The 26,819-nt window shown below is 36.2% G+C and carries 29 protein-coding genes; 18 read left to right on the forward strand and 11 right to left on the reverse strand.

Features of this window, described 5'->3' with window-relative positions:
• Positions 1-3 precede the first annotated feature (3 nt).
• Positions 4-939: a polysaccharide deacetylase family protein gene (locus QA612_RS02560; RefSeq protein WP_278282188.1), complete on the forward strand. Its 936-nt coding sequence runs from the start codon at positions 4-6 to the stop codon at positions 937-939.
• Between the two features lie 86 nt (positions 940-1,025).
• Here the strand turns inward: QA612_RS02560 and QA612_RS02565 are convergent, their stop codons facing one another.
• A complete protein-coding gene (locus QA612_RS02565) occupies positions 1,026-1,199 on the reverse strand; it encodes a hypothetical protein (RefSeq protein WP_278282189.1) in 174 nt (57 codons plus the stop codon).
• 312 nt (positions 1,200-1,511) lie between these two features.
• On the opposite strand from QA612_RS02565, the gene QA612_RS02570 reads away from it, so the two are divergent.
• Both QA612_RS02570 and QA612_RS02575 read left to right on the forward strand, forming a co-directional pair.
• Positions 1,512-2,240: an urease accessory protein UreH domain-containing protein gene (locus tag QA612_RS02570; protein ID WP_278282190.1), complete on the forward strand. Its 729-nt coding sequence runs from the start codon at positions 1,512-1,514 to the stop codon at positions 2,238-2,240.
• A gap of 86 nt (positions 2,241-2,326) precedes the next feature.
• The gene (locus tag QA612_RS02575) at positions 2,327-2,776 is read left to right on the forward strand and encodes a hypothetical protein (protein WP_278282191.1); all 450 of its coding nucleotides are present in this window, start codon (positions 2,327-2,329) and stop codon (positions 2,774-2,776) included.
• A gap of 94 nt (positions 2,777-2,870) precedes the next feature.
• Here the strand turns inward: QA612_RS02575 and QA612_RS02580 are convergent, their stop codons facing one another.
• Entirely contained in the window at positions 2,871-3,269 is a 399-nt protein-coding gene (locus QA612_RS02580) for a hypothetical protein (RefSeq protein ID WP_278282192.1), read from the reverse strand.
• A gap of 17 nt (positions 3,270-3,286) precedes the next feature.
• The gene (locus QA612_RS02585) at positions 3,287-3,469 is read right to left on the reverse strand and encodes an IS200/IS605 family transposase (RefSeq protein WP_481804405.1); all 183 of its coding nucleotides are present in this window, start codon (positions 3,467-3,469) and stop codon (positions 3,287-3,289) included.
• A gap of 715 nt (positions 3,470-4,184) precedes the next feature.
• On the opposite strand from QA612_RS02585, the gene QA612_RS02590 reads away from it, so the two are divergent.
• Positions 4,185-4,700, forward strand: coding sequence for an RNA polymerase sigma factor (locus tag QA612_RS02590; RefSeq protein WP_278282193.1), 516 nt, complete (start codon positions 4,185-4,187; stop codon positions 4,698-4,700).
• Positions 4,690-5,406, forward strand: coding sequence for a hypothetical protein (locus QA612_RS02595; protein ID WP_278282194.1), 717 nt, complete (start codon positions 4,690-4,692; stop codon positions 5,404-5,406). Before QA612_RS02590 ends, QA612_RS02595 begins: the two co-directional genes overlap by 11 nt.
• Positions 5,407-5,548: 142 nt before the next feature.
• On the opposite strand, the gene QA612_RS02600 is transcribed toward QA612_RS02595, so the two are convergent.
• From QA612_RS02600 to QA612_RS02610, 3 genes are read right to left on the reverse strand one after another with little or no spacing between them, the layout of a single operon-like run.
• Complete coding sequence (locus tag QA612_RS02600) at positions 5,549-5,884, reverse strand: hypothetical protein (RefSeq protein ID WP_278282195.1); 336 nt, start codon at positions 5,882-5,884, stop codon at positions 5,549-5,551.
• 28 nt (positions 5,885-5,912) lie between these two features.
• The gene (locus tag QA612_RS02605) at positions 5,913-6,452 is read right to left on the reverse strand and encodes a transcription repressor NadR (RefSeq protein WP_278282196.1); all 540 of its coding nucleotides are present in this window, start codon (positions 6,450-6,452) and stop codon (positions 5,913-5,915) included.
• Entirely contained in the window at positions 6,436-7,596 is a 1,161-nt protein-coding gene (locus QA612_RS02610; protein ID WP_278282197.1) for an IscS subfamily cysteine desulfurase, read from the reverse strand. Before QA612_RS02610 ends, QA612_RS02605 begins: the two co-directional genes overlap by 17 nt.
• Before the next feature lie 1,263 nt (positions 7,597-8,859).
• Here QA612_RS02610 and nadB point away from each other — a divergent pair.
• The 13 genes from nadB (at position 8,860) to QA612_RS02675 (ending at position 21,538) form a co-directional block, all read left to right on the forward strand.
• Positions 8,860-10,422 carry an L-aspartate oxidase gene (gene nadB, locus QA612_RS02615; protein WP_278282198.1) on the forward strand — a complete coding sequence of 521 codons (1,563 nt, stop codon included), beginning with the start codon at positions 8,860-8,862 and terminating at the stop codon, positions 10,420-10,422.
• An 18-nt stretch (positions 10,423-10,440) separates the two neighbouring features.
• Entirely contained in the window at positions 10,441-11,280 is an 840-nt protein-coding gene (nadC, locus tag QA612_RS02620) for a carboxylating nicotinate-nucleotide diphosphorylase (protein ID WP_278282199.1), read from the forward strand.
• 3 nt (positions 11,281-11,283) lie between these two features.
• A complete protein-coding gene (gene nadA, locus QA612_RS02625) occupies positions 11,284-12,387 on the forward strand; it encodes a quinolinate synthase NadA (RefSeq protein ID WP_278282200.1) in 1,104 nt (367 codons plus the stop codon).
• Positions 12,388-12,962: 575 nt separating this feature from the next.
• Positions 12,963-14,111, forward strand: coding sequence for an acyl-CoA dehydrogenase (locus tag QA612_RS02630; protein ID WP_278282201.1), 1,149 nt, complete (start codon positions 12,963-12,965; stop codon positions 14,109-14,111).
• Positions 14,112-14,125: 14 nt separating this feature from the next.
• Positions 14,126-15,478, forward strand: coding sequence for an acetyl-CoA carboxylase biotin carboxylase subunit (locus QA612_RS02635; RefSeq protein WP_278282202.1), 1,353 nt, complete (start codon positions 14,126-14,128; stop codon positions 15,476-15,478).
• 21 nt (positions 15,479-15,499) lie between these two features.
• On the forward strand, positions 15,500-15,718 hold the full coding sequence (locus tag QA612_RS02640; RefSeq protein ID WP_278282203.1) for an acetyl-CoA carboxylase biotin carboxyl carrier protein subunit: 219 nt from the start codon (positions 15,500-15,502) through the stop codon (positions 15,716-15,718).
• Positions 15,719-15,735: 17 nt separating this feature from the next.
• Complete coding sequence (locus tag QA612_RS02645; protein WP_278282204.1) at positions 15,736-16,638, forward strand: hydroxymethylglutaryl-CoA lyase; 903 nt, start codon at positions 15,736-15,738, stop codon at positions 16,636-16,638.
• Positions 16,639-16,643: 5 nt separating this feature from the next.
• Positions 16,644-17,420 carry an enoyl-CoA hydratase-related protein gene (locus QA612_RS02650; RefSeq protein WP_278282205.1) on the forward strand — a complete coding sequence of 259 codons (777 nt, stop codon included), beginning with the start codon at positions 16,644-16,646 and terminating at the stop codon, positions 17,418-17,420.
• A 30-nt stretch (positions 17,421-17,450) separates the two neighbouring features.
• Positions 17,451-18,980 carry an acyl-CoA carboxylase subunit beta gene (locus QA612_RS02655; protein ID WP_278282206.1) on the forward strand — a complete coding sequence of 510 codons (1,530 nt, stop codon included), beginning with the start codon at positions 17,451-17,453 and terminating at the stop codon, positions 18,978-18,980.
• 41 nt (positions 18,981-19,021) lie between these two features.
• Positions 19,022-19,714 carry a CoA transferase subunit A gene (locus QA612_RS02660; RefSeq protein ID WP_278282207.1) on the forward strand — a complete coding sequence of 231 codons (693 nt, stop codon included), beginning with the start codon at positions 19,022-19,024 and terminating at the stop codon, positions 19,712-19,714.
• A gap of 19 nt (positions 19,715-19,733) precedes the next feature.
• Entirely contained in the window at positions 19,734-20,378 is a 645-nt protein-coding gene (locus tag QA612_RS02665; RefSeq protein ID WP_278282208.1) for a 3-oxoacid CoA-transferase subunit B, read from the forward strand.
• A 323-nt stretch (positions 20,379-20,701) separates the two neighbouring features.
• Positions 20,702-20,905, forward strand: coding sequence for an alpha/beta-type small acid-soluble spore protein (locus QA612_RS02670; RefSeq protein ID WP_278282209.1), 204 nt, complete (start codon positions 20,702-20,704; stop codon positions 20,903-20,905).
• 384 nt (positions 20,906-21,289) lie between these two features.
• Positions 21,290-21,538, forward strand: a complete 249-nt coding sequence (locus QA612_RS02675) for a hypothetical protein (RefSeq protein ID WP_278282210.1) — start codon at positions 21,290-21,292, stop codon at positions 21,536-21,538.
• Positions 21,539-21,635: 97 nt separating this feature from the next.
• Here the strand turns inward: QA612_RS02675 and QA612_RS02680 are convergent, their stop codons facing one another.
• The 5 genes from QA612_RS02680 to QA612_RS02700 all read right to left on the reverse strand — a co-directional run bounded on the left by QA612_RS02680 (position 21,636) and on the right by QA612_RS02700 (position 26,805).
• Entirely contained in the window at positions 21,636-22,727 is a 1,092-nt protein-coding gene (locus QA612_RS02680; protein WP_278282211.1) for an ABC transporter ATP-binding protein, read from the reverse strand.
• Positions 22,728-23,045: 318 nt separating this feature from the next.
• On the reverse strand, positions 23,046-23,963 hold the full coding sequence (locus QA612_RS02685) for a PucR family transcriptional regulator (RefSeq protein WP_278282212.1): 918 nt from the start codon (positions 23,961-23,963) through the stop codon (positions 23,046-23,048).
• Between the two features lie 125 nt (positions 23,964-24,088).
• Positions 24,089-24,262 (reverse strand): hypothetical protein, encoded by a 174-nt coding sequence (locus tag QA612_RS02690; protein ID WP_278282213.1) that lies wholly within the window; start codon positions 24,260-24,262, stop codon positions 24,089-24,091.
• A gap of 78 nt (positions 24,263-24,340) precedes the next feature.
• The gene (locus QA612_RS02695; protein ID WP_278282214.1) at positions 24,341-25,372 is read right to left on the reverse strand and encodes a YheC/YheD family protein; all 1,032 of its coding nucleotides are present in this window, start codon (positions 25,370-25,372) and stop codon (positions 24,341-24,343) included.
• Between the two features lie 38 nt (positions 25,373-25,410).
• Positions 25,411-26,805 (reverse strand): YheC/YheD family endospore coat-associated protein, encoded by a 1,395-nt coding sequence (locus tag QA612_RS02700; protein WP_278282215.1) that lies wholly within the window; start codon positions 26,803-26,805, stop codon positions 25,411-25,413.
• Between the last annotated feature and the right edge of the window lie 14 nt (positions 26,806-26,819).

Consider the following 26,819-nt stretch of genomic DNA (forward strand, 5'->3'; position numbering starts at 1 on the left):
AAAATGAAAAGAATCGTTTTTAATATGACCTTTGTTGTTTCGTTTTTACTCATATTCTCAATAATTGTAAAAGTATATTATGCTGATTTTGCTGAGGCATTGTCTCAAGAACCACACTTTTATCCAAGAGACAAAAGCTTACCACTTCAGTCGTGTCAAGGATGGACAGATGTCGTCAGAGATTTTCAGGTTGATGATGGACAAGGAGCCGATGAAGTACCAGTGCTTATGTATCACCGAGTAATTGATGAAGAAGATCTTGCAGAAAACCATTTTGACGAAGAAAACAGATTACATTCTACGATTCTTTTAAAAGAAAGCTTTAACGACCAAATGGAATTACTGAGGGAACATAATTTCACTACATTAACATCAAAGGAGCTTAAGCTATTTTTGAAGGGAGAACTAGAGGTTCCGAAAAATAGTATTGTTCTAACTTTCGATGATGGATCTAAAGATAATTATGTAGAAACGTATCCTATATTAAAAGAAAATGGATTAACGGCCTTAAATTTTATTATTACTGGAGCTATTACAAGTAAAGATAGTAAATATGAGGCGAATGCCTATCAATATTTAAGTGAATCAGAAATAATTAATAGCTGTGATGTATTTGAATTCCAAAGTCATACGTATAATTACCACAAACGAACATTTAATTATGTTCCGTACCTAATTGCTAAATCAAAAGAAGATATAAAATACGACTTAGAAGCGAGTATTGTGAATTTAGACCAACGAAATCGTGCCTTTGCATATCCATATGGCGGATATAATGAAGAAACGATTGATGTATTGAAGGAGTTAGAGTTTGAGATGGCCTATACAGTAGTACCTGAAATAGCTCGTCCAGGAATACATCTGTATGAAATACCGCGAATTGAAATATTTCCAGAGGATTCACTGGAGGATTTTAAGCGTAAAATTAGACTAAATTAAAGAGAGTCTGTCTTCAAAAACGATGAACGATTGGAAATGCTAACCTGGTAATTAAACTAGCACTTCCACATCTGCTATCGTTTATGTTATTCTCCACTACCAATATCCCCTAACCCACTATCATTGCTCTCTTCTTTTGTGGCATCTAAGTTAATAAATTCTTTTTTCTGTTCAGTAGAAGCATTTGGATCCTGCTTTAAGTCAAGAAACTTGATAAATCCATATGCTTCGTTTGGCCTTTCTTTTGTTCGTGTATTCAAAAAGGTTAGGATAGATAGACCAACTAAAAAAGCTAAAATCTTAATCGTTCTCCCTCCTCGTTAATAAGTGTTATTACGTTATATTCGAATAATCAGCACGATATGAAATGTATATTTTAATAGTAAAAAAATAATATTAGCTAAATGGCTTTTATTATGAAGTGGTATTAATCTATTCAGCAATGTTGCCTTTGATTGTATTCGCAATATGTAAATATTACAATACAAGTTTTCTTCACAATTAATTCCTGTATTTTTGTTAAAATATAAGTTATTAAGAGAAATATAGATTACTTGTGAGGAGATAATTGAATGTTTCAATATATAGAGCAAATTAGTTACTTTTTTCGTGAACCCTTTATGAATGCAGCAAATAGTGTAGAATCTGTTCCAATTCTATTTGCATTATTATTAGGTGTTGTAGGAGCATTGGCTCCATGTCAATTTTCTGGAAATATTAGTGCTATTACTCTTTATGGAACCAATTCACTGAAAAAGGGTGTTTCCTGGTCTGACACTATTTTTTATGTCCTTGGGAAAATTGTAGCCTTTTCTGGATTAGGACTTATTGTTTTTTTACTTGGACAAGAAATACAGCAACAATTACCGTACTTATTTGAACCTATGAGAAAAATATTAGGTCCTTTACTTATTATTATTGGGGTATTTATGTTAGGTTTGTTTCAAATGCGGTGGAATTTTAATTTGTGGAAATCTACTTCAAAAGAAAACCGTCATGGTAAGTGGGGCGCATTTATGCTAGGGTTCAGCTTTTCTCTCGGTTTTTGCCCAACAATGTTTCTTTTATTTTTTATGTTATTAATGCCTATGACTCTTTCTACAGCGTATGGTGCAGTATTGCCACCGTTATTTGCTATAGGTACATCTGTCCCATTTCTTATTGTAATATTCATTATATGGTACCTCGGTCTTGGTGGTAAGGTGTTAAAAAAAGGCCGGAAAGTTGGTTTAATTGTTCAACGTGTTGCAGGGAGTTTTATGATTCTTATCGGAATTTTTGATATTCTAACGTTTTGGTAAATGTCAGTAAATTAATCTTGAAACCTCCTTCCTTTTTACAACGTATAAATAAAAAAGGAATATAAAGGTAGTGGAGGAAACCATATATGAATTACAAATTTTGGGGAATCTATTTATTAATTTTAAATATTTCAGGATTCGCAACATTGTTATATATAAATTATTCGGTGTATGGAAATATTATTGAATCAGGCTTTTTTGTTGTTATGTTTATTCCGCAACTAATCATGATACACAAAATTATTGTGAAGGAAAATAAACGAGCAATTATGGGTAACAGTGGTGCATTTTTAGTTTTAATGTTCGCTTTTATGATAGCTATGCCTTCTGTGACATATGAAGAGGGGAAAGAAATTGTTGAAGAATACTATGAAATAGAAACGATAGAGTTTCTCGAAACAGACTGGAAATATACGTATTATAACGATTCGCGTTTTTTACTAAACGGGAACTACTATTACACAATAAAGTTAAATGGAGTAGATAAGTATTTGATGGTAGACCCAATTGATGGAAAAGTCATTGAATTTAATTAGGATTAACACTTAAGAAAGCTGAACCTCCACACGAATGAATTCGGTGGGTTCTAAGGTACTTAAAGGCACTTCCTCTAAAACTATGGTATCTGTTTTAGAGACTAATGCTGTTCCCTTTGACTTTGGTGTCTTTATGGAATAAGTATTTTTCAAAAGTCCTCCAACTACGTGTCGCTATTTTTTGAGCTGTCAAACTATCTATGTTTTCCTTGAAGTAGTGTTGCATTGGCTTTACAAAGGCATGAATAGAGTATTCGCTTAACTCATGCTTTTTTATTAACTCTCTCAGTGCCTGAGAACGTTCCTTAGATGCTTTCTGCTGTACCCAACACCTATATTCCTTATCTTGCTTCATACGTCTATAACGCTTCATTAACCTTCCTAGACAGGCATTATACATGTTTCTAGCAATCTCTAATCGCTTGGATAATACATCTTCTTGCCATTCCTCTGTTACGAGAGGGAGAGACAAAATATAGGATTGTTTAGCCAATGGTATCACCACCTTACTTACACATTTTTTTGGTTTTTAATATACTCCTGAACCGTTTTTTCAGAAATATGTCCTACCGTACAACTGAAATAACTCCTTGTCCATAAGCTCGGCAACCTACTTTTTAGGTGCGGGTGTTTTTCCCTAAGAATTCGACTACTACTACCTTTAAAGTCTTTATGAGTATATTCTGTAGCCATTAAATCCACCACCTCTCCACAACTAATTATACCATATCATAATTATTTTGTTACACAATAAACTAATGAATAGCTAAAAAGAATTGGCACAATTCATCCCCATCAATGAATGAAGGGGCTTTCTTGTGCCATAGTTGTAATAGAGGCTATCTCAAAGGTCATGAAATGATGACTAAGAGAAAGCCTCTTTTATTATATCTTCCTAGAGATAATACAGTATATTTTTGATAAGTTAGACGGTCTACCCTGAAAATAAGAAGCGTTCTAGAAGCCCGGAAAGCAATGAAAAACACAAATGCGGTATTCAAGAAGCGTTCTAGAAGCCCGGAAAGCAATGAAAAACACAAATGCGGTATCCAAGAAACGTTCTAGAAGCCCGGAAAACAGTGAAAAAAGCAAATGCGGGGTGAATGAAGACGATGTTCTTCCCACAAACGGCGGAAGATTACAAATGCGTGAAGGTAGTAGGTAGTATACTTTAAAAAGAACATCTTCATCCTCCATGGTGCAAGTCTCCACTTGCATGGGCGGTCTACCCTAAAAAAGAACGGTTCAGTAGAGAAGGGTGACGAATCCAACGTCGAGAGTATATGCTTCACGAATAAGCTTCAAGTTTTCTCTTCCTTTAATAATTAAAATTAGTGATAAACTAAACTGAAACAAACGCTTTTGGCAAACGTTTTATACATAGATAAACAAAAATAGGGAGAGTTCTATGGAAAATAAGAGGATCATTATAAAATGGTTTGATCTATATAGTGATGATATTTATCAATTTCTCATCTACCGAGTAGGAGTTAAGGATGCTGAGGATCTCGTACAGGAGGTTTTTATTCGGGCATTGAAAAATATCGATTCCTTTCAAGATGAGGGGAAAGAAAAAAGTTGGCTATATAGCATTGCTCGTAACCTAGCTGTTGATGAAATAAGAAAAAGAAGTCGAAATAAGTGGAAAACGTTGCTCTCCTCTGATATAGGACAAGAAGGAACAAATGAGGTTACTCCAGAAACCATTCTCGAAAAAAATGAAATAAATATAGCCCTATACAACGGAATTCATCGGTTAAAGCCTACTTATCGTGATGTCATTATTTTAAAGGGCTTAAAGGAATTGTCTGTATCAGAAACGGCTGCAGTTTTAGACTGGAAGGAAAGTAAGGTTCGGTTAACTTACCATCGTGCTAAGCTTGCCCTTAAAAGGGAGTTAGGAGGAGTGCAAGATGAGAAATGATGAATTTGACAAATTTTTAGGGGAGACACGAAAGCCGAAAATGGACGAACAAGAAAAGAATAAAATACGCCAGACAATACTACACTTTTCCCCAGATTCTCAACAAGAGAAAAGAAGCATAGGAACATGGAAGAAAATAGCTGTTAGTTTTAGTAGTATAGGGGCTGTTGTATTATTTGCTACTCTACTTTTGTTTAATGGAGATAGTTCTACTCCCCCTTCGTTAGGGAATTCCGTAACACCAGAGGATGTTTCTATAAAGGCAACATTAATGGTTAATGATAACGATTATATGAGTCATAAGGATTATGTCCTTGAAGTAGTAGTCCATCGGGAAAAGGATGGATGGAATATGATTTATCCCTTTATCCAAGGAACAAAGGTGATGGGATATACTGATTACGAAGCAGATGAGTATTTTATTCCTGGTAGTATAGGCAGGAAAGACGTAGATGTAGAAACTGTAATAAATGCATTAATAGAAGAGGAAATTATAGCAGAAACAGATCGTGAACTTGATTCATACAGTGACTTACTAAGTTTTTGGACTCCTGAGGAAGCTGGAGAATATAAAGTGAGAATGTACTTCGAAGACGATGGCTTTACTGGTAATGATCCCATGTATGTTGTGTATATCCATAAAGAGGGCTTTGGTCGAGAAGTTAGATGGACGAAGGTTGTGGAGGTAGAGTCAGAGGTATATTGAATATTTTCTTTTTTCTACTAACATAAAATTCATTACGAAGGATAGGAGAGTACTTTTTCATCGTTTATTATTGTAACGAAAGGCTCTTTTCTAAAAGTTTGCGAAAACAGCCTAACGAAAAAAGGAATCCTATCCTTCTTATTTATGTTAAAGTTTTGTTTCTAGATTGCTCCTCATCTAAGCAAATGATTTCAATACTCTTATCAACAAATTTTTTTTCGTAGAGTTCATAAAACAAAACTCTAGAAGTATTTAAATGATAATATGCCGGTAAAATGACGGATTGAATATGATCAAGGTTATCCATCATTCTATACTTATTTGTGGATGAAGATCCAACGTCCTTGTAAAACAAACATTCTTTTTCACTATCTAGCTTTAGCGTATTAACTGCGTAGTTAAGTAATTCCTTACAGTACTCTGCTACTATTTCATCATTTTTACCGTAACAAAAAAAAGCATGTTTTTTTTCTGGCATTCGATCCTTCCTCCCAAACAGGTTTGTATTAATCCTTCAGTAAAAAGCCAGCATTGTCTAGTGCTTCAACTGCATCATCAATATCAGCTTCTGATTTAGCCTCTAACGTATGAAGGTGGACACCATCTGTTAATTCGGAAAGGTATGATGCCTTCGTTTCCATAATTTTATTTAAAAACTGTCTTACTTCCTTACGATTACTTACCATGATGGACGAAGTAAGATCACCATAAACAGGGTGTTCAATTTTAACATCCTTTACAGTAACACCATGATCAACAAGTAAAAGAAGCTCCTCTTCTGTACGTTCTGGAGGGTGGTAACATGCAACAACACGTGAAAAAGGTAATCCTTCATGCTCTTCTTTAGCCAATACATAACCCTGACTAGTAGCCATTATAGGAATATTTTTTGCTTTCAGTAAAGAGATATCTTGAACGATAACCTGCCTACTAACATGTAATTCATCAGCTAATGAACTTCCTGTTTGTGGATCTTTTCGTTCCTTTAATAAACTCATGATTTTTTCTCGACGTTCTTCTCCTAACCATTTACGTTTTACGTCCATGACTATACCCCTCCTTTTCTTGAAAGCATTGAATCATTCGTTTTGCTGCTTCCTTTATCTCTTCTTCTGTATTATAAATTCCCATCGATATTCGGAAAAAGCGCTTTGCCTCCTGTGATGAACGATGTAATGCCTTCATGACAACAGAAGGGTCTTGTTTATCTGACTGGCAAGCACTACCTGTTGAAATACATATCCCGAAACGATCTAATGTTAACAGCATATATTGCCCTTCGATACCATGAAGTCCCATTCCTATAATATGTGGCAGTTGGTTAGACTTATCCTTTCCTCCTTCTATTAGAAGCAACTGACGAATAGGAGCTAATTCGTTAATGAGTGTATTTCGTAGATCCCATATATGATCAAGATGTTTCCTTTGTTGACTACAGATATCCATTGCAGCAGCGGTAAATGCTGCGATGCCAGGAGTGTTCACGGTACCTTGCCGAAAACCTCCTTCATGACTAGTGAAAGGATCAATAGGCTCCCATAAAACCGAAGAAGATAAGAAGACGGCTCCAACTCCTTTTGGACCATGAATTTTGTGACTAGAAATAGAAACAGCATCTATATTCCACTCATGTACATCAATTGGAAGCTTACCGAAGGATTGTACACAATCACTATGAAAAACAATATCATTCTCCTTTAATAAAGTACCTATTTTTTTCATAGATTGAATGGTTCCTATTTCTGAATTGACATGCTGAATAGATGCAAGAAAAGTGGTTGGGCGAATACATTTCTTTAATTCTTCTATCGTAACTTGTCCTTCATTATTTATATCTACGTAGGTAACTTCTATCCCCTTTTTCTCTAGTCCTTTAAAAAAGGAGTGAACAGATGGATGCTCCATTGCTGTTGTAATGACATGGTTTCCTTTGTGACGATTTGCTAAAAATAACGATTCTAATACACGTATATTTGATTCAGATCCACCACTTGTAAAATAGATCTCATTTTTTTCTGCCCGAAGTAGATTTGCTAATTCTTCACGGCACTTTTCTAATAATAGCTTAGCCTTTTCTCCTTGCTCATGTAAACTACTAGGGTTTGCAAAATATTCATTGGTAGCTTTTACATATGTTTCTATAGCTTTTTGGGACATTTTTGTCGTTGCAGCGTTGTCTAAATAAATCATTTTTACCCCTCTCTTTGCCTCTCTTCTTTCTTACACTACTGAATCGTTTTATTTTCAGGGTAGACCTCACATGCAAGTGAAGTGAATCTTGCACCATGGGGGATGAAAATATTTCTATCTAGCGGCTTCATTCTCACCGTATATTCGTTTTTCCACCGTTTGTGGGAACAAAAGCGGCTTCATTCATCCCGCATTTTCGTTTTTCCACCGTTTGTGGGAACAAAAGTGGCTTCATTCATCCCGCATTTTTGTTTTTCCACCATTTGTGGGAACAATAGTGGCTTCATTCATCCCGCACTTTTGTTTTTCCATTATTTGCGGGAACAAAAGCGGCTTCATTCTTCCTGCATTTTTGTTATTCCATCATTTGCGGGAACAATAGTGGCTTCATTCATCCCGCACTTTTGTTTTTCCATTATTTGCGGGAACAAAAGCGGCTTCATTCTTCCTGCATTTTTGTTATTCCATCATTTGCGGGAACAATATCGAGTCTTCTTTCGTATTTTCAGGGTAGACCGCCGATGCAAGTGAAGATTTGCACCATGAAGTATGAAAATAATCATTTTTGTCTATACATCATTTTGCTTTTATACCATCTATTTTCAGGGTAGACCTCACATGCAAGCAAAACTTGCACCATGGAGGATGAAAATTATACATCAGGGTGGTTCATTCGTTACTGGTGAATCAATTACGTCTAAGGGCAGCCCACGTCCTGTGGGCAACGGCGTAATCCTGCCATCCTGGCTGCGTGGGCACGGCCTCAACTTCCTACCACTTACTCAGTAAGTGCTAGGGGATTTTCGGACTCGTGCTGATCCCACTGGAGTCGTCACCATTCACTACTGAACCGTTTTTATTTTTCAGGGTAGACCTCGATGCAAGTATGAATTTGCACCATTGGGGATGAAAATTAATCATCTGAAAGTTCATCCGTTCTATTAGGAACAATTATGCCTAAGGGCAGCCCACGTCGCAACGTCATAATCCTGCCATCCTTCAATTAGGCCTAAGTACCGCCTACGTCCTGTAGGCAACGGAGTAATGTCACCGTCCTGGTTCCAGTAATACCTCAGCCTTCACCAGTTACTTTTCCCCATTGGAGTCGTCGTCCTTCTATTATTGAACTATTCTATTTTCAGCGTAGTCAATAGAAGAGCAAAATACGAATATTTTTATAGTAAATTAATAAATGTCTTGTCATTAGTTTAAATTTATGTAAATATAGGTGTCAAGACACATGTAAAAAAAGGGTGTAACAAAATGGCTACCGATCGTGATGTAATCATCGTAGGATCTGGAATGGCTGCTCTTGTTGCGGCTATGAAACTAATAAATGAAAAGAATGTGAAGATATTTACAAAGGAGCCTCGTACTGGAGGGAACTCTTGGCGAGCGCAAGGTGGAATGGCTGCGGCGATACATCAGGAAGATAGTCCCTTTCAACATCTCCAAGATACCCTTGAGGCAGGTTGCTTTCATAATGATCCAGACATGGTTTCTATTCTTGTAAATGAAGGATTAAGCCGTGTAAAGAATTGGTTAAAACAAGGTATGACTTTTGATCATCATAATGGAGAGTTATCATTAGGGATGGAAGGTGCTCATCGAAATCGAAGAATTCTCCATGCTGGTGGTGACCAAACAGGTTATAAATGCATGGAATTTTTGCATCGTCAGCTGAAGGATCATCCCAATATACAAATATTTGAAAATGAGATGGTGTTCGATCTAATTATAGGTGAAGGACAGTGTCAAGGTGTTTTATCGAAAAATCATAATGGAACTATAGTTGAGCATCGAGGTGGTCATACTATATTAGCAACAGGTGGCTGCGGTGGTTTATTTGAGGCTACGACAAATGATACAGCAATTATTGGCGATGGGTTAGCAATGGCATATCGAGCTGGAGCTGCTTTGTCTGATTTAGAATTTATGCAGTTTCATCCTACATTAATTAAATACAAAGGTCGTGTTGTTGGCTTGGCATCGGAAGCATTAAGAGGCGAAGGTGCAATATTAGTAGATGAAACGGGAAGAAAAATAATGGAGAATGTCCATCTTCTAAAGGACTTAGCACCTAGAGATGTAGTGGCCCGTGTCATTGAACGGGAAACACATGCTGGGAAACAAATCTTTTTAGATATTTCAGCAATAGTAAATTTTGAAAAACGTTTTCCAACGATTTATCGTTTGTGTAAAAATGCACATATTCCATTGGAAAAAGGACTCATCCCAATTACAACAGGTGCTCACTTTTTAATGGGAGGAATTGTAACTGATTCTAATGGGAGAACGACAATTCCTAATTTGTATGCAGTTGGTGAAGCTGCTAGGACAGGAGTGCATGGAGCAAATCGTTTAGCAAGCAATTCCTTATTAGAGGCCCTTGTTTTTGGGGAAAGAATAGGTGAATTTATCTGTAAAGAACCTAATATGCCTACTAATTATGCTAGAAAAGAAAATCAAAAGCTGAAAAAATTATTAAAAAATACGGTTAAACTACCTTCAAAGGGTGAAATTCAATATTTTGTATCTAGATCACTTGGGGTAGTTCGAAATGAACAAAATCTATCTAAACTTATTCAATGGCTAGAAAAGTGGGATATTCAATCTCATTTCAAAATAGATCGTACTTTATGGAGAAAAGAAGAGTTAGAGATATCGAATATGATGATCATTGCCTTCCTAATGGGGAAATCTGCATTAGAAAGAACGGAAAGCCGTGGTGCGCATTATCGAACTGATTATTCTTTACCACTTCAGGAATGGGATAGAAAGCAAATTACATTACAAAAAAAGGAAAGAGTAGCGTCAAATCAATAAGGGAAGGGGCAACATATTGTGAATAAGTTATCACTTAGGGGGAAGTTACTAGATTTTTTTCAAGAGGATCTAGGCTTTGGTGATCGGACATCAGAATGGATTTTTTCAAATGAACGAAGTAAAGCAGTCTATTTGGCTAAAGAAGATGGTATTTTTTCTGGAGAAATGATACTTCAAGAAGGGTATAAATTACTTCAAGAAGATATTGAAATTACACTGTTAAAACGTGACGGAGACTCTTTGAAAGCAGGAGATATAATAGCAGAGGTTACAGGACCTACAGTGGATATTTTATCAACGGAAAGAGTGCTGCTCAATTTAATGCAACGAATGAGTGGAATTGCAACATTAACCTGGAAAGCGGCAGAACAGTTGCGTGAATCACATACATCTGTTTGTGATACGAGAAAAACGACACCAGGATTAAGGATGCTAGAAAAGCATGCAGTAGTTTGTGGTGGAGGGAAGAATCATCGCCTTCGTTTAGATGATGCAATTATGATAAAGGATAATCACATTGCTCAATGCGGCTCTATTACTGCTGCTGTTCAGCGTGTTAAAGAGAAGGCTGGTCACATGATGAAGATTGAAGTGGAAGCAGAGTCGTTAGAAGCGGTGAAAGAAGCAGTGGAAGCTGGAGCTGATGTCATCATGTTTGATAACTGTTCTGTAGAAGAAGCAATCGAATGGAGAAAAGCAGTACCTAGCTCCATTATTACAGAAGTTTCTGGAGGAATTACTCTTGATACCTTATCACAGTATGGAAAAACAGGTGTTGACTTTATTTCCATAGGGGCATTAACCCATTCAGCTAAAGCGTTAGACATAAGCCTAGATATTTTAGAAACGGGGGAGTAATGAATGGCTAGTATAGAACTGTTTGATACAGTACAAACGACGTTGCCGGAAGAATATAAACAAAGAACGACAGAAGAGTTAATTCAGCGGGCGAATGAAATAAAAAGCAAATTAGGAAGTCGTTTATTTATTCCAGGTCACCACTATCAAAAGGATGAAGTGATTCAATTTGCTGATGCTACAGGTGATTCTCTTCAATTAGCACAGATTTCAGCACAAAATGCAGAAGCAGATTATATTGTTTTTTGCGGTGTTCATTTTATGGCAGAAACGGCTGATATTTTAACAGGTGAACATCAAACAGTTGTACTTCCAGATATGCGTGCTGGCTGTTCAATGGCAGACATGGCCAATATGGAGCAGACGGAAAAAGCTTGGGAACAATTAGTGGAGCATTACGGCGATACAATCGTTCCATTAACTTATGTAAACTCAACTGCAGAAATTAAGGCTTTTGTAGGTAAGCATGGAGGAGCAACAGTAACATCCTCTAATGCAAAAAAAATGCTTCAGTGGGCTTTTAAACAAAAGAAGCGAATTCTATTTTTACCAGACCAACATTTAGGAAGAAATACAGCTTATGACTTAGGAATAACATTAGAAGATATGGTTGTTTGGAATCCAATTCAAAATAATTTTGAAGGTAATCCACATGAGGACGTAAAAATGATCCTTTGGAAGGGGCATTGCTCTGTTCATGAAAATTTCCGTATAGAGCACGTAGAGCAGCTTCGTAAAGAGGAGCCAGATCGACAAATTTTAGTTCATCCAGAGTGTACCCATGATGTAGTTCGTGCATCAGACTTAGATGGTTCTACAAAGTATATAATAGAAACCATAAAAGCTGCACCTGCAGGAAGTAAATGGGCAATTGGAACGGAAATGAACCTTGTGAACCGTTTAATTCAGCAGCATTCAGACAAGGATATTGTATCGTTAAACCCTGAGATGTGTCCTTGCTTAACGATGAACAGAATTGATTTACCGCATTTTGTATGGGCACTAGAAGAGATTGAAAAAGGAACACCAATGAATGTCATTCGAGTTGATCAATCCATTGCAGCTGATGGGAAATTAGCAATTGAACGGATGTTTGAACACGTTTAATAAACGAAAAAATATCGCTGTCTTGAAGGGATAATATTTATTTCTTCAGGACAGCTTTTTTAATATTGGTAATGTTGATTTATTCAACATTTGATTTTGTTGGTTCAAGATGTAAGACTCCTCTGTTTAGGAAATATTAACCCAAATGACAACATTCATTTTTGTCATTTTTCAAAACTACTAAAATATATATTATTTAAGGGGTTGCAAGGTTATCAGCTATTTAGTGGATTGTGATTAATTAACTCAAAATACTAAAAATTCTAAAATATTTGTAAATTCATTCTAGATTTCATATAATAAACATACAGCCTATAGACAGTAAAAACATCTAATGGAGTGACTCTGAACGATTGCTCAGTCAGTTATGACCTACCAAACTTCTATTCTATATAACAATCCGCGGTTTCTATAAATATGACAAGTATCCCAAAACCACAAACATACATACCAAGGAATATCATTCACTTTGCTATTTTCTTCTAATCAAACAAACAAATATTTCAGCATTCCATTGTAATGTTATAACTCTTAAAAATGTAAGCCCTTACAAAAAGCTAAGAGGAGAGGATGGAATGGATTTTACCTTTACGAAGGAACAAGAGATGATTCGTGAGATGGTCAGAGATTTTGCAAACAAAGAAATAGCTCCTATTGCAGAAGAAATTGATCGAACGGAACGTTTTCCAATTGAAAGCTTCAAAAGGATGGGAGAGCTCGGTTTATTAGGAATACCTTTTCCAGAGGAATACGGTGGATCAGGTGGAGATACAATCTCCTATATTTTAGCTGTTGAAGAGATTGGAAAAGCTTGTGGAAGCACAGGCTTAAGTTATGCTGCAGCAGTGTCTCTAGGTGCTTCTCCTATATATTACTTTGGTACAGAGGAACAGAAGGAAAAATATTTAGTCCCCTTAGCAAAAGGGGAAAGCTTAGGAGCCTTTGGCTTAACAGAACCAAATGCAGGTTCTGATGCAGGTGGGACACGAACAAAAGCAGTCCTTTCTAGTGATCATTATTTGATCAATGGGGAAAAATGCTGGATTACAAATGCAAGCTTTGCGAGAACAGTTATTGTTACAGCATTAAATGGAACAGATGATAGAGGGAAAAAGAAAATTTCTGCTTTTATCGTACCTACGGATTGTAATGGGTTAACGATAAGAAGCGAATACGAAAAAATGGGAGTAAGGGGATCGAATACAACAGAAATAGTGTTAGAAGATGTAAAAGTACCGAAAGAAAACCTTTTAGGAGATCCTAGTAAAGGTTTTGGGCAATTTTTATATACGTTGGATGGTGGAAGAATCTCAATTGCTGCCTTAGCTGTAGGAATCGGAAAGGCGGCGTATGAGGCAGCTCTTGCTTATAGTAAGGAAAGAAAGCAATTTGGAAAGTATATCGGAAGCTTTCAAGCCATTCAATTTAAATTAGCAGACATGGCAATGGAACTTGAATTAGCACAAAACATGGTCTATAAGGCTGCTTGGTTAAAGGATGAAGGAAAACCCTTTAAGAGAGAAGCGGCCTTTGCAAAGCTGTTTGCATCCGAAGCGGCTATGAGAATATGTAATCAAGCTATACAGATACATGGAGGCTATGGCTACATGCGTGAATACCATGTGGAACGATTTTTACGGGATGCAAAACTACTAGAGATTGGGGAAGGTACATCCGAAATACAAAGAATGGTTATTGCTCGGGAGATTGGTTGCCCGAAGTAAAAGGGGGAAACTAGGTGTTTAAAAAGCTATTAATAGCAAATCGCGGTGAAATTGCAGTGAGAGTCATTAAAACGTGTGAAAGACTAGGAATAAAGTCAGTTTCTGTTTATTCAGATGCGGATAAAGAAAGTCTTCATGTCCAAATGGCTGATGAAGCTTACTATATTGGAGGATCTAGGGTAAAAGAAAGCTATTTGAATATAAATAACATCATAGATGTTGCGAAAAAGGCAAACGTTGATGCCATACATCCTGGCTATGGTTTTTTATCTGAAAATAGTGAATTTGCAATGAAGATAAAGGAATCTGGGATAATTTTTATTGGACCAAGTGTTACTGTGATTGACCAAATGGGGAACAAAATTAAAGCGAGAAATATGATGGAAGCTGCCAATATTCCTGTTGTTCCAGGAGCAACAATTACTGATTCCGATGAAAGGAAGGTAATGTTAGCAGCACGTAAAATTGGCTATCCAATCATGGTTAAGGCTGCAGCTGGTGGTGGCGGAATAGGAATGGAAAAAGTAACAAATGAAGAAGAATTATTAAAAGTCATTCCATCTATCATGAAAAAATCAGCCATGTTTTTTCGTTCTAGTGATATTTACTTGGAGAAATACATTGAAGGCCCCCGTCATATTGAAGCGCAAATAGTTGGAGATACGAATGGAAACGTCATTTGTTTAGGAGAACGAGATTGTACAATACAGAGGCGTCATCAAAAAATCATTGAAGAATCTCCTGCACTTTCTTTATCCATAGAAGGGAGAAAGAAGCTGCACGAATTAGCAATCCGTGCAGGAAAAGCTGTTCATTATACAAATGCAGGAACCGTTGAGTTTTTAGTTGATGAAAAGGAAGAGATATATTTTTTAGAAATGAATACAAGACTTCAGGTGGAGCATCCAGTAACAGAAGAAACTACTGGGATTGATCTTGTGGAGCTTCAATTGAACTTAGCTCTAGAAAAAGATGTTACAGAATGTATAACACCTTATAAAAATAAAGAAAACCATGCAATAGAGGCTAGGATTTATGCAGAGGATCCTGTTCGATTTTTTCCTTCACCAGGCCATTTACTGAAATGGAGATTTCCTGAGATGGACCACATTCGATATGATTTTGGCGTAATAGAGGGGAAAGAAATAACACCCTTTTATGATCCAATGATTGGAAAAGTAATTGCAAAAGGAGAGTCAAGAGAAGCAGCTATTCACTTACTTTTAGAATGCATGGAACGTGCTGAGGTTGATGGGATAAAGACAAATATCCCTTTAATAATAAATGTGTTAAAAAGTGATTCATTTCAAAGAGGACTCGTTACAACCAATTTTGTATATGACGAATTACTTCCAACATTAAAATAACCCAAACGAGGGAGGAGTAACATGAAAAACATAAGAACATCGATGGCAGGAAACGTTTGGAAGGTTCAAGTGAAGGTAGGAGATAATGTACGAATAGGGGATGAAGTGGTTATTCTTGAATCAATGAAAATGGAAATCCCCATCGAAGCAGAAGTAGAGGGGATCGTGGAGGAAGTGAAGGTAGAAGAGGGAACCTTTGTAAATGAAGAGGACGTCTTACTTCTTATTAGAGAAGAATAGGAAGGAGAGGCTTTCATATGAAAATCCCTCATTTTATTCATGTAAAAGAAGTGGGACCTCGTGATGGTCTTCAAAATGAAAAGCAATTTATTTCTACAGATAAAAAGATAGAATGGATTAATTTATTGTCCTCATCAGGTCTTTCTTATATTGAAGTTACTTCCTTTGTACATCAAAAATGGATACCAGCATTAGCAGATGCCATGGAGGTAGCCAAAGGAATCAAACGAAAAGAAGGCGTAACATATGCAGCCCTTGTACCTAATCGAATAGGATTAGAAAGGGCATTAGAAGCAGATATGGATGAGGTATCTATTTTTATGTCTGCTACTGAGACGCATAATTTAAAAAATATAAATAAATCCATAGATGAAACCTTTCCGATCCTAGATGAGGTTATTAAAGATGCAATAGCCTCTGGAAAAAAAGTTAGAGGATATGTTTCCACTGTATTTGGCTGTCCTTATGAAGGTGCTGTTCCTATTGAACGTGTTAAACGTATTGCTGATCGATTATTTTCAATGGGAATATATGAGTTATCTCTAGGCGATACAATAGGAATTGCAAATCCAGTACAAATGAACCAAGTTTTAATGGAGTTATTAAAAAGCCTTCCTCCTACCTCCATTGCATTACATCTTCACGATACACGAGGAATGTCTCTTGCTAATACGCTTGTAGGCTTATCTAATGGAATATCAACTTTTGATAGCAGTTGTGGTGGGCTTGGGGGATGTCCATATGCGAAAGGAGCATCTGGTAACATCGCATCGGAGGATTTTATCTATATGTTAGATGCAATGGGATGTGAAACTGAAATTGATTTTGAAAAATTGCTTAGGGCTAGCCGATATATTCAATCACTGTTTTCGAAATCCTTACCTAGTCACCAGCTAGGCTTGAATGTAAAAGGGGGTTAGCTTTATTGAAAACAATAGATGCTGTAATAGAAAATAGAGTCGGATTGTTAAAGCTAAAGCGTAAGGAATCAGCAAATGCATTATCTATGTTAATGCTTGAAGAATTAAATATACAATTGGATCAGTGGGAAGAGAATGACAACGTTAGAGCAATCATTATAACTGGTGATGGAAATAACGTTTTTTGTGCTGGGGCTGATTTAAAGGAAAGAGGAGGAATGACAGAACAGCAAGTGAAGGAGGCTGTAAAAAAAATTCGGCACACGATAAATAAAATCGAACATATTCCAATACCTGTTATTGCTGCAATTAATGGAGCTGCAATTGGAGGGGGCTTAGAATTAGTTTTAGCATGTGATTTAAGAATATCATCCGATAACGCAACATTTGCACTAACAGAAACAAGCTTAGGTATTATACCAGGAGCAGGAGGAACGCAACGCTTACCAAGAGCAATCGGAATGCAAAGAGCAAAGGAAATGATTTTTACAGGGGAAAAAATATTAGCAAACACTGCATTACAATGGGGCTTAGTATTGAAGGTTGCTCCAGCTGCTGAATTACTAACTACTGCTGAGAATTTAGCTCATAAAATTTGTAGAAATGGCCCAATAGCAATGAAGCAAGCTAAATATGCAATGAATCAAGGTGCCGAAATGGAACTAAACACTGCATTAAAATTAGAAGAAAATGCCTATGAAGTAGTCATCCCTACAAAAGATCGTCTAGAAGGTCTAGCTTCATTTAAAGAAAAAAGAAACCCACATTTTACAGGTGAATAAGGAAGTTAACGGTGATGGAGGTGTTGGTGAATGAGTAAGGATAATAGGTGGAGTGAACTCGTTAACAATATTGAAAAAGGTGGTTCAGATAAATACCATCAGGCAAATCAAACTAAAGGGAAGTTATTTGTTAGAAAACGTTTAGAATTACTTTTTGATAAGGGGGAATGGAATGAAGACGGGATGTTTGCCAATTGTCAGGAAAATAATCTGCCAGCAGATGGCGTTATTACGGCAGTAGGAAAGGTTCAAGGAAAAAACGTATGTGTCATGGCAAACGATTCTACTGTTAAAGCAGGATCATGGGGGGCAAAAACAGTAGAAAAAATAATTCGGATTCAAGAAAAAGCTGAAAAGCTAAAGACTCCACTTCTTTATCTTGTAGATTCTGCAGGAGCAAGAATTACAGATCAAATTGAAATGTTTCCCGGTAGACGAGGTGCCGGAAGAATTTTTTATAACCAAGTTAAGCTTTCAGGAAAAATACCACAAATTTGTCTTCTTTTTGGTCCCTCTGCAGCAGGAGGTGCGTATATCCCCGCATTTTGTGACGTAGTAATGATGGTAGATGGAAATGCTTCCATGTATTTAGGTTCACCTAGGATGGCAGAGATGGTAATTGGTGAAAAGGTTTCTCTTGAAGAAATGGGAGGAGCACGAATGCACTGCTCTATTTCCGGTTGTGGCGATATCCTTGTATCTACGGAAGAGGAGGCTATTCATCAAGCAAAAGATTACCTTAGTTACTTCCCTTCAAATTATCTATCAAAACCTACAGTACAGAAATCTGTCCCACCAATGGATTTGGAAAAAACATTAGAAGAAATCATACCGGAAAATCAAAATACCCCTTTTAACATGTACGACTTTATTGATGGCATTATCGATAATGGTAGTTTTTTCGAAATGAAAAAGCTGTTTGCAAAGGAGCTTATAACAGGTTTTGCAAGATTGAATGGTATGTCCGTTGGTATTATTGCTAATCAGCCTAAACAGAAAGGAGGCGTCCTTTTTCACGATTCTGCCGATAAAGCCGCTAGATTCATTACCTTATGCGATGCCTACCATATCCCATTATTATTCTTAGCAGATGTGCCTGGATTTATGATCGGAACAAAGGTGGAAAGAGCAGGAATTATTCGACATGGTGCTAAAATGATTTCAGCCATGGCAGAAGCTACTGTGCCGAAAATTTCTGTCATTGTTAGAAAAGCGTATGGGGCTGGACTTTATGCTATGGCGGGTCCTGCATTTGAACCTGACTGCTGTATAGCATTACCGTCTGCACAAATAGCAGTTATGGGGCCTGAAGCTGCCGTCAATGCCGTCTATGCTAATAAAATAAGTTCACTGCCCACTGAAGAACGGCTTCCATTTATTCAAGAAAAGCGAAAGGAATACGAAGAAAATATTGATATATACAGACTAGCTTCTGAGTTGATTGTTGATGATGTTGTTCCAGCTGATCACCTCAGAAATGCTTTAGTTTCACGCTTTGAACATTATTCATCAAAATATGAAGTTTTTACAGATCGGAAGCATTCTGTTTATCCAGTTTAAGAAGATTGTTTAATAAATACATTGAATGGAGGGGAGAAGAGATGAAAGAAATATTAAACTCGTTTACGGAAGCTGTAGAAAATATTGAAGATGACTCTACATTACTTGTTGGTGGATTTGGTTTATGTGGAATACCTGAAAATTTAATTAAAGGACTTAGAGAGTCAGGTGTAAAGGACTTGACAATTATATCAAACAATTGCGGTGTGGACGATTGGGGTCTAGGCTTACTATTAGAAAATAAGCAAATCAAAAAGATAATGGCATCGTATGTTGGCGAAAACAAAGAGTTTGAACGGCAAGTGCTAGCGGGTGAATTGGAGGTAGAGCTTATTCCCCAAGGGACTCTTGCTGAAAGAATACGTGCCGGTGGAGCTGGTATTCCTGCATTTTACACACCAGCAGGAGTAGGAACGAAGATTGCTGAAGGGAAGGAAGTACGAACCTTTGACGGAAAAGAATATCTACTTGAAAAAGCAATTACAGCTGACTATAGCCTCATTCGAGCTTATAAAGGGGATCTTCACGGAAACTTGATCTATCGATTGACAGCACAAAATTTTAATCCTATGATGGCTGCTGCAGGTAAGGTAACCATTGCAGAGGTTGAAAACTTGGTTAAAACTGGGGAATTAAACCCGGAGCATATTCATACACCGAGTATTTACGTAAATAAATTAATAGTTGGAAAACAAGAAAAGCGGATAGAAAGAAGAACGATCGCCCAATCATAAAAAGTAAGGAGGGAATGAAATGGCAGTTGATCGGAAAGCATTGAGAGAGCTCATTGCAAGAAGAGCTGAAAAAGAAATCCATGACGGCGATTATGTAAATCTGGGAATTGGTATGCCTACGATGGTAGCAAATTTTATTTCTAAAAATAAACAAGTTATTTTACAATCAGAAAATGGATTATTAGGTATTGGTCCTTTTCCAACGGAGGAAGAGGTAGATGCAGATTTAATTAATGCCGGAAAAGAAACAGTAACAACTGTTGACGGAGCCTCCTTTTTTAGTAGTGCAGAATCTTTTGCAATGATCCGTGGAGGACATATTGATGTTGCAATATTAGGAGCTATGGAAGTTGCAGAAAATGGAGATTTAGCAAACTGGATGATCCCAGGAAAAATGATTAAGGGAATGGGTGGTGCCATGGATCTTGTTCATGGAGCAAAGAAAGTCGTTATTATTATGGAGCATGTGAACAGGAACGGCGCCCCTAAAATATTAAATACATGCAGCTTACCCTTAACTGGAATGGGAGTTGTTAATCGTATCATTACGGATCGAGCAGTGATCGATGTGACTGATCGCGGTTTAGTTTTAAAGGAAATTTTAGGTGACTATAGCTTTGAGGACATTCAAGCTGTAACGGAACCCACATTAATTAAAGAATAGAAAAATTGAGAACAAAATATCATAGTAGTATTCACTTCAAAAAAGACTGTCTAAAGGTCATTATAAAATGACTGGACGGTCTTTTAATTTTTATAATGAGCATATTCTCATGTTGCGTCATCTGCCGAACAATTAAATAAGACTGGAAAATATGCATAATAAGGAATTGGATCCTAGGTTTCTTTTTTCTAATTCACATTATTTATTTGCTTAAAATGCCGATATCATCGTTTCTATCATCGTTACCTAAAAATTGCTAATTAGATTTTTACATACCTGAAAACAAATGAATCATACTATGATTACGACAGGAGGTGAGACACATGGCAAACAACAACAGTTCAAACCAATTACTTGTTCCTGGAGTACAACAAGCTCTTGATCAAATGAAATATGAGATTGCACAAGAGTTTGGAGTTCAGCTAGGACCAGATGCTACTTCTCGTGCTAACGGATCTGTTGGTGGAGAAATTACAAAGCGTCTAGTATCTATGGCTGAGCAACAATTTGGCGGTCAACAACAATAATGTAAATGAATAACATGGCTGTAAAGGGGATGGACAAGCTCCATCCTCTTTTTGTAAGATGATTTAAGTATTACTGCATTAGTGGATGAAACGAATGATTAACTTAACCTTTATTTGTTAGTATTCATAAGTTCGATAATTGTTATTATGGGGTAGACCACCCATGCAAGTGGAGATTTGCACCATGGGAGATGAAATAATTTTTATCCAATTGGAATGAGTGGAATCACATCAGATGTCGCACTTATGCCCTTGTGGTGAAAGGGAAGTGTGGTGTAGCGAATGAATAGAGTATCTATATTAGGATTATCGATTTTTTCAGTAGACCTCACATGCAAGTAATCTTGCACTTGGGGGGAATTTTCAGGTAAAGGAGTGGGGAAATTGAGTTTTTGTCCAGTGTGTAATGGTATGGAGAAAATAAACAAAAAGTGTCCATCTTGTCAAACGATAATGGAGGATGAGGGACGCCTTCATGATTATTATGATGATTATAGTGCATATGAATCCATTGATCTAATGAAATTAGAGGATGGTATTAAAAATGATAATGAAGAACATTTATGTCCCCACTTATTATTGTGTAAGGAATGTTTAAAGGATGAAGTAATTCTTGTTAATGAAGATATATAAATGTATATCCTACACTTTTATAAAAAAATACATAATTTAAAAAAGAGAGGCTGTCCTCATAAGTCATTCAATGACTTGATTGGACAGCCTCTTGTTATTAACGTAAACGTAATTCAGTTGCAGGGTCGAAGAAGTGAACTTTGTTCATATCAATTGCCATAGTTAGAGAGCTACCAGCACCGATATCAGTACGGGAATCTACACGTGCAATAAAGTCTTGACCACCAACTTTAGAGTAAAGGAATGTTTCCGCACCCATTAATTCTGATACTTCGATTTTAGCTTCGAAGCTAGTTTCTTTTGAAGATTCAATGAATACAGGCTCATCGTGGATGTCCTCAGGACGTACTCCAAGGATGATGTCTTTTCCATTGAACTTTTCAAGAGGCTTCATTTTTCCTTCAGGAACTTTTACTTTGTACCCATTAACTTCGAAGAAACCATCAGTTAATTTACCAGTAAGGAAGTTCATAGATGGTGCACCGATGAATCCACCAACGAATACGTTTTCTGGATTATCATAGATATCTTTTGGAGCACCTACTTGTTGAACAACTCCGTCTTTCATAACAACGATACGAGTCGCCATTGTCATCGCTTCTGTTTGGTCATGCGTTACATAAATTGTTGTTGTTTGTAGACGTTGGTGTAGTTTAGAGATCTCAGCACGCATTTGTACACGTAGCTTTGCATCAAGGTTAGATAATGGCTCATCCATAAGGAATACTTTTGGATCACGAACGATTGCACGACCAAGTGCAACACGTTGACGCTGACCACCAGACATTGCTTTAGGCTTACGATCTAACATTTCTTCTAGACCAAGGATTTTTGCAGCTTCTTGTACACGTCTTTCAATTTCGTCTTTCTTAAACTTACGAAGCTTAAGACCAAAAGCCATGTTATCATATACATTCATATGTGGATAAAGTGCATAGTTTTGGAATACCATCGCGATGTCACGATCTTTTGGTGCGATATCGTTTACTAGAGTGTCTCCGATATATAACTCACCTTTTGAAATTTCTTCAAGACCGGCAACCATACGAAGTGTTGTAGATTTACCACAACCTGATGGTCCAACGAATACGATAAATTCTTTATCTTCAATTTTTAAATTGAAGTCAGTTACTGCTTGTACGTCTCCAGGATAGATTTTGTAGAGACCTTTAAAAGTAATATCTGCCATGAATTCCACTCCTTAAATTATGTGAACGTAGTAACGTTCCATTCATTTTTGATTTCTAGACATAGTGTATAATGAAAAGGTTTTCAAAACTACTGTAATGTTGCATAAAAAATAGGCGGTTTTTTTATGCAAATTGCAAACGTTGTTATTTTAACGAAGTAATTTAGTGTAAATAGACGATAAAGAAATGAGTCATCCTACTCCACGAAAAGGTATCTAGAACTACTATCCCAGTGATTTATCCGTTGGACGAAGGTCTTTGGGAAAGAGAGTACAAGTTGTGACTTTATATCTTTGATTATTGTTACAATATTGTGTCTAGTCATCAGGATGTGTGTGTTGCAGTAATATAAACAAAAAGTAAACTGCTACTGCATTTGGAAAACGTTTAATATCTATTGATGTTTTTTCAATAAATTTATCCACTCGGTATTGAAGTGTATTTCGATGCATGAACATTTTTTTAGCAGCTAAACTGGTATTCATATTACACTCTAGATAAAACTTAACAGACTCTAACAGCTGCTGATCATCTATAACGGGTGAAAGCATTGTTATTAATGTATTTTTTGTTGTATCTTTTATGTCACGGAGAAGAAGGTATGGAATAATTTCATGTTCAATAAATATTTTTTTTGATGGCATAACTTGTCTTGTTACATCGAACATATCTTTTTCCCATATAAACCGTTCCTTCATATCTTCCACATTTGACATAGAGGAACCAACATAAACATAGAGCTGAACAAAAAAGTCTGAGGCAATGGTGTCAACGATAGAATCAATTGGAATTTCCTCTTCTTCCTCTATGTTCATCAACTGTATAAAAAAACCGTGATTAGAATTAATCCACAAAACCTCTTGCGACGATGAAAATAGGTTTTTCAATGCTTCTTCAAATTCACCGTGATCTCCAATAGAACCTTGAATATAAAAATAAACAAATCGAAAAGGAGAGGTGTAACTCTTTTTTAGAATTGTTAGATCTGGCTCCATACTCTCTACAAGTAAATTGTATAATATTTGTTCTTTTTCATTTTTCGGAGTATAGAAAGCATCATTGTTAGAATTGAAAAGTGTTTCTAGCAGTTGTATTTCATCACTAGAAAGGTTTCGTTTATCGAAGATGATGCTGTCCCCAGTATGATCGGATAGTTTTAATCGATATGTTGATGGTATGTCATTAAAATTGTTTGAAATTGCATGTGCATAATTGTCTTTGAGTCGATTGAGCATTATTCTAGTACTCCTTTATTAAGGTTCCATATCTAGTATATATAAACTACGGTCTGAGTGCTAGTGAAGTACTTTTCCAAGTTGAAAGACCGAACAATGACGTTCGGTCTTTTTTTATCGTTTTTTTATTCTTTAGCGTGATATGGTGGTGATTCTTCCTTCAAATCTTGTGCTTCATCTATTTGTCTTTTACTAAAAGTAATATGATCTTTACCACCTGCTAAACCTTCATTCGTCATTCGATCAACATCAACCATTGCACGGTCTCGGCCTTCAAAATTTGAATCTTTTTTATCCATAACAATATCCCTCCTCATTTACTATTTTTATCAAATGAAAGGGAAGTTATCCTACTTATATTAATAATTGTTATAACACTAACCTTCTTCCATAAAAATTTTTGTTAATAATATTATTCTTCGCTTTTGAATTTTTTGTTCATCAAAAGACATAGGCTTACTATTAATATCTAAAATCCAAAAATGGTGAGAATAATCAAGGGCAAAGTCAAAGGAAAACTCTTTAATGTGAATATATTCTTCCTGAAGCATTGTCCCAATTAAGTTTCCTACATGTAATACCTGTTTTAACTGGGGACGTACTGTAATATCATCCATTGAGAGCATTTGCCCCCCTTGTGGAACATGTGTAGTAAACCCTCCATGGGCTGCATGACGTATGCCGATACCAACAACATGCCATTCGTTTTCACAATATAGCATTAAAACTCGGTAGTCATAAGGATTATCATCAATTTTAGGAAAAGTTAATCCTTTTTGCATGAGAGTGTTTTCCTTTTGAATGATAGGTTTAAGTAAATTGGCTAATTTTGCGTAGGAAAGGGAAGAGAATGTTTTTTCTTGGGAGTATAGAGTATATTTATTTGCATGTCGTTCAATCTTCCATATGCCGTGTCCTTGAGAACCAGAGCTTTCTTTTAAAAAAGTAGTTGGACAAGCTTCTAGAAATGAGTGGAGATCTTTCTTTGTCCGTAAGAGATCTGTTTGTGGAAAATGAATTTTTAATTGTTGATGTTGTAACACTAATTTCCAAATGGATACTTTATTAAAAAAACAGTGGTTGAAATATGGAATACCCTCTTTATTTAGCCATGAAAGGTAGGACTGAAAAAATTCTTCCTTTTCTTTGCGACGATAAGGGTAACGATTGTATACGAATGAAGGCTTTGGACATTTAACCTTCATCCAATAATTAGCCTCTTCATTCCATTGAAACCCGAATGATTGATTAGATTTACTAATAGGAAGAATGTAACCAGTCCCCCCTTTCTTTTGAATGGCGTATAACAATTTCATATAATATTCAATTTCACCCGTAAATAATGTGTCCTCTTTAGGTGCTACAAGAATAATGACGTTTTTATTTCTTCTATATAAAGAAATATTCAATTTAAACCATCCTTCATAAATATTTTGTAGGTTTTCGGTTAAATTGTTACTTCGTCATTCGCGCTATAATCCATAATGGCTTCTTTATATAAATAGTTAGCATAATTCATTGGTAATTTCCTCGTTAATTGATCCTCTTGTTTTAATTTTGGATGAGAAAAAATTGTTCTTCCTGGTTTTGAATTGGCTTCAAACATCCAAATGTCTTCATTTTGGTCAATTCCTATGTCAAATCCAATTTCCCCCACAATTCCATCTGTTGTTTTATCGATTGCGTACGTTAAATGCAGTGCAGTTGTCTTTAATTCCTCTAGTAATGATTTCCGTAATTTTAAATCCTCCCATATTTCATTTATTGACTTAATATGTCCACCACTCTTAACATGGGTTGTTACACTTCCAGATCCAGCGATTTTGGCAGCTATTGCACTAATACGCCATTTCCCCATTTCGTCTTTATTCGTGTGAACCCTAAAGTCAATAGGATTGTTTTGATATTTCAATAATGATATTCCTTGTTGAACGACCATTTGATCAAAGCCATTTGGGAATTGGTTTTGTAATAATCTTGTAAGAGATCCGTACCTTCTAAGACGGTTACGAATGTGGTCTCGAAAACGACAGTAATAATAATTTTCTTTGTCATCAAACAGTACTTGATGAATTCCCATACCGAGACTTCCATTCTTTGGTTTTATATAGACATGTTTATATTGATTAATAAAGGACTTTATTTCTTTGTCAGTTGGACTAGTAATGGTAGTAGGTAAATATTTATTCACATCGGAAAGGTTAATTAGTTGTTCGTATATGTGAGATTTATCAAAAAATCCAGGGTTAAACCAAGGGATTTGGTAGTTTTTTTGGAGACGTTCTTTTATTTCAGAATACGTAGGGTGCATTTCTGTTCTTCTGTTAGGTAAACGATCGTATACAACATTAGGAATTGGAACCTTTATTTTTTTCCATCCTGTTTCTTGAAAGGAGTAGCCCTCCATCGTTTCGTTCTCCCAATCAATATGGTGTGATCCAAATATAATAGCAAGTGCTCCAGTTGTCCTTGCAGCGTGAAGGTATTTTGCAAATAAAAACGATCTTTCTCCTACAGGTCTTAATATGCTTCCGGTAAATCCAGCAGTGTATATGCCGATAATGGGACCAATGAAAATTCTTTCTACGTTGTCATATTCTATTGAAAGCTTAATTGGATATGGAATACATAATTTATTCCATGCGCGATTGGAAAGGAAACAAGTATCATTTGTAATGTCCTCTTTAGAATGGACAGTGCAAGTCACTTCTTTTGTACCAAATTGAACGTTCTTCTCTGTTCCTTCTTGAATATTCCATTCACTTAAATAATTGTTCGAGATAAAAAGTTTATATGCATGATCATTTGATTCTAGTTGTTTTATCTCAACCATATGAGGCATTTTTTACACTCCTT

The sequence above is a fragment of the Evansella sp. AB-P1 genome (assembly GCF_029688925.1).
Taxonomy (GTDB): Bacteria; Bacillota; Bacilli; order Bacillales; family Salisediminibacteriaceae; genus Evansella.